The organism is Streptomyces sp. NPDC056231 (genome assembly GCF_048270745.1).
Taxonomy (GTDB): Bacteria; Actinomycetota; Actinomycetes; order Streptomycetales; family Streptomycetaceae; genus Streptomyces.
Genome location: NZ_JBLVKW010000009.1, coordinates 133,043 through 145,012, shown reverse-complemented (window position 1 = coordinate 145,012; position 11,970 = coordinate 133,043). Strand labels below are relative to the sequence as shown.

At 68.4% G+C, this 11,970-nt stretch carries 7 protein-coding genes; 2 read left to right on the top strand and 5 right to left on the bottom strand.

The window, feature by feature from the left end; genetic code table 11:
* Positions 1 to 19: 19 nt before the first annotated feature.
* The 3 genes from nhaA to ACNPQM_RS10720 all read right to left on the bottom strand — a co-directional run bounded on the left by nhaA (position 20) and on the right by ACNPQM_RS10720 (position 6,663).
* Entirely contained in the window at positions 20 to 1,426 is a 1,407-nt protein-coding gene (gene nhaA, locus ACNPQM_RS10730; RefSeq protein WP_418083829.1) for a Na+/H+ antiporter NhaA, read from the bottom strand.
* A gap of 451 nt (positions 1,427 to 1,877) precedes the next feature.
* A complete protein-coding gene (acs, locus tag ACNPQM_RS10725) occupies positions 1,878 to 3,875 on the bottom strand; it encodes an acetate--CoA ligase (RefSeq protein ID WP_358857103.1) in 1,998 nt (665 codons plus the stop codon).
* A gap of 169 nt (positions 3,876 to 4,044) precedes the next feature.
* Positions 4,045 to 6,663, bottom strand: coding sequence for a bifunctional SulP family inorganic anion transporter/carbonic anhydrase (locus ACNPQM_RS10720; protein WP_418083828.1), 2,619 nt, complete (start codon positions 6,661 to 6,663; stop codon positions 4,045 to 4,047).
* A gap of 286 nt (positions 6,664 to 6,949) precedes the next feature.
* On the opposite strand from ACNPQM_RS10720, the gene ACNPQM_RS10715 reads away from it, so the two are divergent.
* Positions 6,950 to 8,275, top strand: coding sequence for a hypothetical protein (locus tag ACNPQM_RS10715; RefSeq protein WP_418083827.1), 1,326 nt, complete (start codon positions 6,950 to 6,952; stop codon positions 8,273 to 8,275).
* A gap of 57 nt (positions 8,276 to 8,332) precedes the next feature.
* On the opposite strand, the gene ACNPQM_RS10710 is transcribed toward ACNPQM_RS10715, so the two are convergent.
* Positions 8,333 to 9,328, bottom strand: coding sequence for an ATP-binding protein (locus ACNPQM_RS10710; RefSeq protein WP_418083826.1), 996 nt, complete (start codon positions 9,326 to 9,328; stop codon positions 8,333 to 8,335).
* 102 nt (positions 9,329 to 9,430) lie between these two features.
* On the opposite strand from ACNPQM_RS10710, the gene ACNPQM_RS10705 reads away from it, so the two are divergent.
* Entirely contained in the window at positions 9,431 to 10,255 is an 825-nt protein-coding gene (locus ACNPQM_RS10705) for an oxidoreductase (RefSeq protein ID WP_358857107.1), read from the top strand.
* Between the two features lie 552 nt (positions 10,256 to 10,807).
* On the opposite strand, the gene ACNPQM_RS10700 is transcribed toward ACNPQM_RS10705, so the two are convergent.
* A complete protein-coding gene (locus ACNPQM_RS10700) occupies positions 10,808 to 11,647 on the bottom strand; it encodes an HAD family hydrolase (protein ID WP_418083825.1) in 840 nt (279 codons plus the stop codon).
* Positions 11,648 to 11,970: the final 323 nt, after the last annotated feature.

Genomic DNA, 11,970 nt, shown 5'->3' with positions numbered 1-11,970 from the left:
CAACACATCTGGTGTCAGATCATGCCGGACTGTCCGGCTTGCTGCTCGCCGCCCCCGCCGCTTGGGCAAGGCGCCGGTGCTCTGCGGCCTTCTTCTCGTAGATCGCGGCCATCCGGAGGTGGTACGCCGGATCGTCCTGTTCGTAGACGTCGGGTACCCCGTCCTCGTCCTCGTCGCGCTCCTCCGCCGCGTACAGGGCCTGGTAGGTACGTACCCGGAGTTTGAGCAGCACACCGGAGAACAGGGCTGCTATCAGCGACCCCAGCAGCACGGCTGCCTTGATCTCGTTCTCGACGAATGCGTCGCCCGCGAACGCCAGCTCGCCGATGAGCAGCGAGACGGTGAAGCCGATCCCGGCGAGTGAGGCGACCGCGAAGACGTCCGCCCAGGCCAGGTCCTTGTTCAGCTCCGCCTTGGTGAAGCGGGCGGTCAGCCACGTACCGCCGAAGATGCCGACCGTCTTGCCGACGACGAGCCCCAGCACGACACCGAGCGTCTCGGGGCGCGTGAAGACATGCGCCACCGCGCCGCCGGAGAGCGATACGCCGGCCGAGAACAGCGCGAACAGCGGCACGGCGAGACCGGCCGACAGCGGGCGCATCAAGTGTTCGATGTGCTCGCCGGGGGAGTGCTCCTCGCCCTCGCGCCGGGTGCAGCGCAGCATCAGCCCCATGGCAACACCGGCGATGGTGGCGTGGATGCCGCTGTTGTACATCAGTCCCCAGATGACCAGGGCGAGCGGGACGTAGACGTACCAGCCGCGCACGTTCTTGCGCAGCAGAAGGTAGAAGACGGCGAGGCCGACGAAGGCGCCGGCGAGCGCGGTGAGGTCGATGTCGTTGGTGAAGAAGACCGCGATGATCAGGATCGCGAGGAGGTCGTCGACGACGGCGAGCGTGAGCAGGAAGGCGCGGAGCGCGGACGGCAGCGAGGTGCCGATGACCGCGAGCACAGCCAGTGCGAAGGCGATATCGGTGGCCGTGGGGACGGCCCATCCAGCGGTCGAACCGCCGCCGAGCACGTTCACCAGCGTGTAGACGACGGCCGGCACGGCCATTCCGCACACGGCGGCGATGACCGGCAGCGCGGCCGCCTTGGGATCGCGCAGCTCGCCTGCGACCAGTTCGCGCTTGAGCTCGACGCCCGCGACGAAGAAGAAGACCGCGAGCAGCCCGTCGGCCGCCCAGTGCTGCACGGAGAGATTCAGTCCCAGGGAACCAGGACCGAAGTGGAAGTCGCTGAGGGCCCGGTAACTGGAGCCGAAAGTGTTCGCCCAGACCAGCGCGGCGAGCGCGGCGACCAGCAGGATGACCCCGCCGACGGTCTCGGTGCGCAGGGCGTCCGCGAGGTAGTTCCGCTCAGGGAGGGAGAGGCGCCCGAGGAAGGTCCGGCGGGACGTCGGGGGTGTGCGGGTGGGCGCGGCCACGAGTGGAGACCTCCGGGTCGGTACGGCAGCGATGGCATGGCTGATGCACTTGCCGACCAGACTTCCCGGCACACCCTGTGGAGATTTCTTGATGTGTTGTTGACGTTGCTGCCACTGTACCCGGGGTGTGCGGGGGCGTACCCAGTGATCTTCACCTTAGACCGGCCGGCGATCGGCGGGCGGCGTCACGGGGCTGGGGCACGCACCTCGCCGCATTGTCGTCAGTCACCATGGCTCCTTCCCCGAGCTCTCGGCTCCGCTCGAGCAGGGGAGACCCCATCCGGCTCAATCCTCCGCCTTGCGATGCACGCACCCCAGCCCCGCTCCTTCACCCACCCCCCAATTGCCGGCCGGTCCAAAATGCCCGAGGGGCAACCGGCGCGTTGCCGGTTGCCCCTCGGGTTCGTACATGTACGTCGGCCGGTGCTCCGGCCTCCTGCCTGTGCGTCTGTCAGTCCTCGGACGACGACGTCGGCAGCTGCGTCTGGATGAGGTCCATCACCGAGGAGTCGGTGAGCGTGGTGACGTCGCCCAGCTCGCGGTTCTCGGCGACGTCACGCAGCAGGCGCCGCATGATCTTGCCGGAGCGGGTCTTCGGCAGTTCGGCCACCGGCAGGATCCGCTTCGGCTTGGCGATCGGGCCAAGCGTGGCACCGACGTGGTTGCGCAGGTCCGCGACGAGTTCGTCGGAGGCGGCCGCCGTGCCACGCAGTATCACGAACGCGACGATGGCCTGACCGGTTGTCTCGTCGGCCGCGCCGACGACGGCCGCCTCGGCGACCGCCGGGTGCGACACGAGCGCCGACTCGACCTCGGTCGTCGAGATGTTGTGCCCGGACACGAGCATCACGTCGTCGACGCGGCCGAGCAGCCAGATGTCGCCGTCCTCGTCCTTCTTGGCGCCGTCGCCCGCGAAGTACTTCCCCTCGAAGCGCGACCAGTACGTGTCGATGAAGCGCTGGTCGTCACCCCAGATGGTGCGGAGCATGGACGGCCACGGCTCGGTGAGGACGAGGTAGCCACCCCCGCCGTTCTCCACCTCATGGGCCTCGTCGTCGACGACAGTGGCGGAGATGCCGGGCAGGGCGCGCTGCGCCGAACCGGGCTTGGTGTCCGTGACACCGGGAAGCGGCGAGATCATCATCGCGCCGGTCTCGGTCTGCCACCAGGTGTCCACGATCGGGCACCTGTCGGCGCCGATGTGCTTGCGGTACCACATCCATGCCTCGGGGTTGATCGGCTCACCGACCGAACCGAGGATCCGCAGCGAGGACAGGTCGAACTTGGCGGGGATGTCGTCTCCCCACTTCATGAACGTACGGATCGCGGTCGGCGCGGTGTAGAGGATCGTGACGCCGTACTTCTGCACGATCTCCCAGAAACGCCCCTGGTGGGGGGTGTCGGGCGTGCCCTCGTACATGACCTGCGTTGCGCCGTTGGCCAGCGGTCCGTACACGATGTACGAGTGCCCGGTCACCCAGCCGATGTCGGCCGTGCACCAGTAGACATCGGTCTCCGGCTTGAGGTCGAAGACCGCGTTGTGGGTGTACGCGGCCTGCGTGAGGTAGCCGCCGGAGGTGTGCAGGATGCCCTTCGGCTTACCCGTCGTCCCCGAGGTGTAGAGGATGAACAGCGGCTGCTCCGCCTCGAAGGCCTCAGGGGTGTGCTCGGCGGACTGGCGGCCGGTGATCTCGTGCCACCAGACGTCGCGGCCCTCGGTCCACGCGGTGTCCTGGCCGGTGCGCCGCACCACGAGGACGTGCTCGACGCTGTCGATACGGGATACGGCGTCGTCGACCGCAGGCTTCAGCGCCGACGGCTTGCCGCGGCGGTAGCCGCCGTCGGCGGTAATGACGACCTTGGCGTCCGCGTCCTGGATGCGGGCGGCGATGGCGTCGGCGGAGAAGCCGCCGAAGACCACCGAGTGCGTGGCACCGATGCGGGCGCAGGCCAGCATCGCGACGGCGGCCTCGGGAATCATCGGCAGGTAGACGGCGACCCGGTCGCCCTTGCCGACACCGAGCTCGGTGAGGGCATTGGCGGCGCGGGAGACCTCGTCCTTCAGCTCCGCGTAGGTGATCGCGCGGCTGTCGCCGGGCTCGCCCTCGAAGTGAATGGCGACCCTGTCTCCGTGGCCCGCCTCGACGTGGCGGTCCACGCAGTTGTACGCGACGTTCAGCCTGCCGTCCGCGAACCACTTCGCGAAGGGCGGGTTGCTCCAGTCGAGCGTCTCGGTCGGCTCCGTGGCCCAGGTCAGGCGCCGGGCCTGCTCGGCCCAGAAGCCCAGCCGGTCCGTCCTGGCCTGCTCGTACGCCTCCGCTGTGACGTTGGCGTTCGCGGCCAGATCGGCAGGCGGTGCGAACCGCCGCTCCTCCTTGAGCAGATTGGCCAGGCTTTCGTTGCTCACGACATCTCCCATTCCCAGGGTGTCCGTTGTGTCCCGGGGCATAGCTCATCAGTCCAGGGGCCGGGTGACAAGTGTCTGCCAGGAATTGGTTTAGACCTGTGTTTTCGTGTATGGGGCACGGTCCGGCTCCCCCCTCACCTGCGATGCGGTGCAGCACAGTGCAAGGCGGAAGCGGGACCACAAGGTCTCACGGAACCGAGGCGCGTGCGGTTCAGGCGCTTGTACATTCCAACTCGCCGGAACCGGAAGGATCGCCGGGGCCCACGTGGTCGAAGACCTCGTCGAGACATGCACCGGCGCTCGCGCCCTCGGTCAGGAGGTATGCCTGCGCCTCACCGACGTGGAAGTACATCCCGTGGAGCTGCAACGTGCCTTCCGCGAGTCGTCGTGCCACCGATTCGTGGGCGCGCAGATGGTCCAGCTGCTGGACCACGTTGGTGAGGCAGAGCTGCTCCACGGCGTCTTCGGGCAGCCTGCCGGAGATCCGCGCCCAGGCGCGATGCCGGGACGTCATCCGCTCCAGGCTCGGCAGACCGTGCCGCAGCCACCGCCACAGGGACGTCTGCGGGTTGTCCGGCTTGGCGCCCAGCAGTGCCTGCATTGCGCCGCAGCCGGAGTGGCCGCAGACAGTGATGGACTCGACCTGCAGCACCTCCACCGCGTACTCGATCGCGGCGCCCACCGAGTCGTCGCCGGCTTCCGCGCCCGGTGGGGGCACCAGATTGCCGACGTTCCGCACGGTGAACAGGTCGCCCGGACCGCTGGCCGTGATCATGCTGGTGACCAGCCGGGAATCCGCGCAGGTGATGAAGAGCTGGGAGGGGCGCTGCCCCTCCCGGGCCAGCCGGGCCAGCTCCTCGCGCACCAGCGGAGCCGTATTGCGCTGGAACGAACTCAGACCACTGACCAGCCGGTGCGCGCCGGTCCGACGGGGAGCGGCGGGGGGTGTGGAGGATGACGGAGTGCCGGGAACGGGTTCGGTGGCCGGGGCCGCGGCGCTCGTGCTGGTCGTTGGGTTCCTCGTGACGTCGATCATGGTGTCGGCCGCCGTGGTGTCGGTTGTTCCGGGACTGGGGTCGGCGGTGATGGCGGTGGCGTGATGCTGACCGTCGCCGACGTCGGCTCGCGTGCCGCGGCCGTGGTGGACGCTTGCTGGTTCGGGCCGGTCATGGCAGTGGTGATTGCGCCACGGCGTCCAAGGGCGGCAGCAGGAGTGCGCCGCTGAGTCGGGCTCGGCGATCCGGCCGCCTGATCTGCCGGTGAAGATGACCCGGCCGCCCTGGGCGGTCTGAGCGTTGCTCCAGTCCTGGATCGTCTCGTATGCCGCATGGTCCATGAAGAAGCCGTCCAACTCGACTACGACATCAATGCCTTGGGGGATCCGGCCGAGCGTCCGGCTGAGACGTGGTACCGCGAGGAACGTCAACTGCCCGCGCACGATCACGAGATGCTGTTCTCCCCGATCTGTCACCGTGATCCGTGTGCGGGCCAGCCGGTGCAGAGCGATGACGACGGCCACCGCGACGCCGATCACTACGCCCCTCAGCACACCGAAAAGCACCACAGCGGTGATCGTCGCCCCGTAGACCGGGAATTCGCGGTGCTTATGAACATTGCGGATATGGGCGAAGCTCACCATCTGGATGCCGACCATCATCACGAGCGCGGCGAGCGCGGCCAGCGGGATCCACTCCAGAGCCGTGACCAGCAACCCGGCGGCGAGCAGGACCCAGACACCGTGCAGAACGGTGGAGGCGCGGCCGGTGGCCCCGGCCCGCACATTCGCCGAACTCCGTACCGCTCCCCCTGACACCGGCAGCCCGCCCAGCAGGCCGGACAGCACATTGGAGATGCCCTGGCCGCGCAATTCGCGGTCGAGGTCGGACCGCCTGACCGGCGGGGCTGCCGGGGCGGAAGGCTCGGCGCCCTGCCGTCCGGCGCGGTCGGTGGTCAGCTTGTCCACCGCGACCGCCGCGAGGAGGGATTCGAGGCTGGCCACCAGCGTCACGGTGAACACGGCGGTGGCGAGGGCCAGTACGGGACCCTGCGGCAGTTCGGGCAGGGCGTGCGACCGCCAGGAGGGCAGGTCCACCCTGGCGATCCCGGGAGCCGCCACCGCGGCCACCGCTGTTGCGATCGCCACCGAGGCGAGGGCCGCCGGAATCCTCCGTACCGCCCGTCCGATCCGCCCGGGGAGCCGTGGCCAGGCCATCAGGATGGCGATGGTCAGTCCGCCGATGAGAGGGGCGGCCGGGGTGATCCGGTCCAACTGTGCGGGAAGTGCCAGGGCGTTGTCGATGGTTGAGCTCTGGGGCGAGCCGCCGAGCACGATATGCAGCTGGGCCAGTGCGATGGCCACGCCGATACCGGCCAGGGTGCCGTGCACGATGGCGGGACTGACGGCGAGTGCGCTGCGCGCCGCACGCGCCGCTCCCAGCAGCATCTGCAGCAGCCCGGCGCCGATGGTGATCGCGCAGGTGGTGCGCCAGCCGTAGATCTGGATCAACTCGGCTGTGACGACGGTCAGTCCGGCGGACGGGCCACTGACCTGAAGGAGGGTGCCACCGAGCAGTCCGGCGGCGATGCCGCCGACGGCCGCGGCGACGAGTCCGGCCTCCAGCGGGGCGTCCATGGCCACGGCGAGGCCGAGCGACATGGGGACGGCAATGAGAAAGACAGTGATCGATGCGGACAGGTCGGCGCCCGCGATACGGAATCGTCCGCCGCGACGCGGCGGTGGCGGGCTGTGAGGTCGCTTGATTCCCGGGCCGTTGGACTGGCGCCAACTGCGGGACGTGTGGTCATGACGTGTGGGGACGCAGGCGGACATGTTCCCGTCTCCTCCGGGGCAGCGCGGTCGCGGAACGTGGGGACGCGGCCGTGGGTCACGGCGTGCAGCGGCGGGATTTCTCAACTCTTGGTAAATAGATCGTAATGGAGAGTAAAGAGTTGTGTCCATGATTGAGGGCAAATAGCCCACTCGATCACCCATTCACGTGAATAGGCAGCTTTTCATATGGCCTGTCGTGTCGATTCATTCATGGGCACGTGCGAACGTGGCTGCGCCGCGTCGGCGCATTCCACGCAAATTACCTGAAAAGGAAGAGGGTGGGCGGATGATGGCCGCCACGAAGAGGGCCGCCCTGGGTGCCATGGCCATCGCGCTCGTTGCGGGAGCCGCCGGCTGTTCCGGCTCGGGCTCCGGTTCGGCTTCGGGTTCGGGTTTCGGGGCTGCGGGGCCGGGTGCCGAGAAGGGGGCCGCCGGGCCCAAGGGGAACGCCCCCGAGAAGGCCTTCCGGCTCATCGGTGACGGCTCCACCGCCTTCACCGGCAGCCAGCCCAAGCAGCCCGTACCCATGCGCCTGACGCCTGGTCAACAGCCCCCGCAGTTCGTGGTGTTCTCCTGGGACAGCGTGGGTGGGGACAGCCAGGACCTCTTCTCCCGCTTTCGCGAGGTCGGCAAGAGGTACAACGCGAACATGACGTACTTCCTCAGCGGCGTGTACATGCTGCCGGAGGAGAAGCGGGAGCTCTACGACCCGCCCAAGCACAATGCGGGCAGCTCCGACATCGGCTTCAACGACATCAAGGGGATCCGGGACACCATCACCCAGATCCGGGGCGCCTGGCAGGACGGCGACGAGATCGGCACCCACTTCAACGGCCACTTCTGCGGCCCGGACGGTGGTGTCGGCACCTGGTCGGTCGCCGAGTGGAAGCGCGAGATCAGCCAGGCCAAGGCCTTCGTGAAGAAATGGAGGACGAACGTCCCGGACCTCGCGGACGAGAAGCCGCTGCCCTTCGACTACGACACGGAGCTGATCGGCGGCCGCACCCCCTGCCTGGAGGGGCGGAAGAACATGGTGGCCGCAGCGCGGTCGATGGGCTTCCGCTACGACTCCAGCGGCGCAGACAAGCAGGTCTGGCCGGAGAAGAAGGACGGCGTCTGGGACCTCTCCCTGCAATTCGTGCCGGTGCCGGGGCGGGAGGCCGAGACACTGTCGACGGACTACAGCTTCATGTCCAACCAGTCCGGGGCGGCCATGCAGGGCGACCCGGACCAGTACGAGTACTGGGGCGACCAGATGCGCGACGGCCTGATCCAGGCCTTCGACCGCGCGTACGAGGGAAACCGGGCCCCGCTGATCATCGGCAACCACTTCGAGTCCTGGAACGGTGGCACGTACATGCGCGCCGTCGAGGAGGTGATCGAGACGGTCTGCACCAAGGAGGGCGTGCGCTGTGTGTCCTTCAGGCAGCTTGCCGACTGGCTGGACGCCCAGGACCCGGCGACGCTGGCGAAGCTCCGCACGCTCGACGTCGGCCAGGCGCCGAAGGAGGGCTGGGCGGCTCATCTCGCCGCCCAGCCCTCCGGGCCGGCCGGGACCCCGGGAACCGTCAAGGCTCCCGGTGAATCCGGCACGAAGCCGGCGGAGCGCTGACGCCGGCCGATCCGCCGCCCGCCGGGTCGTTGGTGAACGGGGCTTCGGGCGACCGGCTCACGCGGGCTGTACGGCGGCTGCCTGCGCGCTCCGCTCGTCGAGCACGAAGGCGGGGTCGACCTGGGCGGCCAGGTCGGCGCCCGTCTTCTCGTTGCCCCAGCTCTCCGCGTTCTTCAAGTGGAAGTGCACCATCTGCCGCGTGTAGCGCTCCCAGTCGCGCTGCTCGTACGAGTCCTCCGCGGCGTTCTGCAGAGCCTGCAGGGCCATCCGGTTGTCCGCCTCCAGAAGCTCGAAGCGGGCCGGACGTCCCTTCTCCATCGCCCGGACCCAGTCCGAGTGCCCGACCGTGACCAGTAGGTCGGCGCCGACTTCGGCCCTCAGGAAGTCCAGGTCGTCCCGGCCCTGCAACTTGTTGCCCACGACCTTCAGGGCGACCCCGAAGTCCCGCGCGTACTCCTTGTACTGGCGGTAGACCGAGACGCCCTTACGGGTCGGCTCGGCGACCAGGAACGTCATGTCGAAGCGGGTGAACATGCCGGATGCGAACGAATCCGAACCGGCGGTCATGTCGACGACCACATAGTCGTCGGGGCCGTCGACAAGGTGATTGAGACAGAGCTCGACCGCGCCGACCTTGGAGTGGTAGCACGCCACCCCGAGATCCGACTCGGTGAACGGTCCGGTGGCCATCAGCCGGATTTCCCCGTCGTCGAGTCCGACCGCGCGGGCACACGCGTCGTAGACCGGGTTGTCCTCGCGGACCCGCAGCAGCCGCGAGCCCTCGCCGGGCGGAGTCGTCTTGATCATTGTTTCCGCCGAGGCGATGCGGGGGTTGCTTCCCCGCAGGTACTCCTTGATCAGGGGCAGATGCGCACCCATGGCGGGCAGTGCCGCGGCCTCCTCCTCGTCGAGGCCGAGCGCGGCCCCGAGGTGCTGGTTGATGTCGGCGTCCACCGCGACGACATGGGCTTCATTGGCGGCAAGGTGGCGGATGAACAGCGAGGACAGCGTGGTCTTGCCGCTGCCGCCCTTCCCCACGAAAGCGATCTTCATGTTCACCTAGGGTAGCGGTGTAACTGCGCTACGCAGTCACACTTCGTGAAGAAGGCCACTCCGGGGTGGTGAGGGCGCGGGGGGCGCGTAGCCTCCCTACTTATGAGTACGACTGCCTCAGATCCGCTCGCCGCCCTGGGCGCCCTGCCGGGGGTCACCGATGCGGTGGACTCCGTACGCAAGGCCGTCGACCGGGTCTACGGCCACCGTGTCATGCGACGCCGCAGCAACGAGGTCACCGCGGAGGCGGCGCTCCGCGGCGCTCGCGGCTCCGCCGCGCTCTCCGGTGCCGACTGGAACCTGGAGGAGGTGCGCCGGCGCACCGACTTCAGCGGCGACGAGGAGTCGCGGGTAATCGGCGCCGCTCTGCGGCTGACCGCGGAGGCCGGCCAACTGCTTTCCATCTGGCGGCAGTCGCCGCTGCGGGTCCTCGCCCGGCTGCACCTCGTGGCGGCAGGCGGGGCCGCGCCCGACGACGCGGTCGGCCGCCCGCGGCTGGCCGGTGAGCCGGTCGACGAGCCGCTCATCGAAGCGCCGCTGCCTGATGCCGACGAGGTCGCCGGCCGGCTGGAGGGGCTCTCCGGCTTGATCCTTTCGGGAAGCGCGGCGCCCGCGCTGGTGACGGCCGCGGTCGTGCACGGCGAACTGCTGGCGCTGCGTCCCTTCGGCTCGTGCAACGGCCTCGTCGCGCGGACCGCCGAGCGGATCGTCCTGATCGGAAGCGGGCTCGACCCGAAAGCGATCTGTCCCGCCGAGGTCGGTTACGCCGAGCTGGGCAGGGCCGCGTACGTCGCAGCGTTCGAGGGGTATCGGTCGGGAACGCCGGACGGGATGTCCGCCTGGATCGCACACTGTGGGCGCGCGGTGGAACTGGGAGTCAGAGAATCGACGGCGGTCTGCGAAGCGCTTCAGCGCGGAGCCGCTTAACCGTCCGGGGCTGCCGGTACGCGCCTCCACTGACGGGACAGTCAAGCTCATTGTGCTTCGTCAGTTTCACTGCCCGATAAAAGGGTTGCGGCGGTACCGTCCGCGGTACCGCCGCTGGCACGTCCACCCTGTTACCATGCGTCCTCGAAAATTGCCCATCAGGTCGGGAACTCAGCCCGTTCCCTGGTGCAGCTGGCCCGTAATCGACGGGTCGACGTCGCGTGGGTGCTGGGTATTCATGCTCGGTCCGTGGGGCCTTCTCTGCGTTTTCAGGTTAATCCTTTCGGATGTCCTTGGTCTCGCGGGCCGTTGAGTCCTTTGTACTCCAGGGCCAGGACGAACGGTAGTGCTGGCCGTACTTCTTTACTTTTGCGTTCAAATATGGATGGGCCGGGCGGGCGGTCGGGGGGATCCGGACGGCGGCGGGTGCCGGATGCGAGTGGGTGGCACCCCGGTTCACGTCCTGGGACGGCGGTCGAGGGCGTGTTCGGGTGCGGGCCGGGTTCGGGTGCAGGTCCGGGCCGGATGTCGATCCTGGCTGGATGCGGGAGGTCAGCCGGATGCTGTGGTCGTGCGCCGGCGCGAGGTGTACCAGACCAGCCCCGCTGTGACGGCCGCCGCGCCCACCGCCGCCGCGGCGACGAGTGCCGGGCGCGCCGGCATCGAGAGGGCGGGCAGCCGCTGCTTGAGCCGGACCGGGCGGTCGAAGACGAGAATCGGCCATTCCCGGAGCGTCGCCTCACGCCGCAGCGCACGGTCCGGATTGACCGCGTGCGGGTGGCCCACGGACTCCAGCATCGGTACATCGGTCGCGGAATCGCTGTAGGCGTAGCACCGCGAGAGGTCGTATCCCTCGGACACGGCGAGCGCCTTGACCGCCTCGGCCTTCGTCGGCCCGTACGCGTAATACTCCACCTCGCCGGTGAAGCAGCCGTCGTCGCCGACGACCATCCGGGTGGCGACGACCCGGTCGGCGCCCAGCAGCTCGCCGATCGGCTCGACGACCTCGGCGCCCGAGGTGGAGACGATGACCACGTCGCGTCCGGCGGTGTGATGCTCCTCGATGAGGGTCGCCGCCTCGTCGTAGATGATCGGGTCGATCAGATCGTGCAGGGTCTCGGCGACGATTTCCTTCACCTGCTGGACGTTCCAGCCCTTGCAGAGCGCGGAGAGATATTCGCGCATCCGCTCCATCTGGTCGTGATCGGCGCCCCCGGCGAGGAACACGAACTGTGCGTACGCGGTGCGCAGTACGGCGCGGCGGTTGATCAGTCCGCCTTGGTAGAAGGACTTGCTGAAGGTCAGAGTCGATGACTTCGCAATGACCGTCTTGTCCAGGTCGAAGAAGGCCGCTGTGCGCGGCAAGGAGTGGTTTTCCACAAGGCAGAGCATAGGGGGGCACCATTCGGCGTAAACTCTGGTGTGCGGGTTTGCCTGAGAAGGCTCTCGGGTACACCATGGAAGTCACGGATCGTTCGCGACCGTGCTAACCCGGTCCGACTCCTCCCCCCCCGAGTCGGCCGTGGGGACGACCCCCGCTCTCCCCCCCGGCGGGGGTCGTCGCATGTCCGGACGCGTTTCTGCTGCTCGGAATCAAGCATTCTGCCTCCTTCTCGGCCGCGACGGCCTGTCTTTTCTGAGTCCCGCACGACTCTTGTCGTCACAGTGTGTAACGGATGTGCTGCTCTCCGGAAGTCGTCGGTTTGGGTGACCGA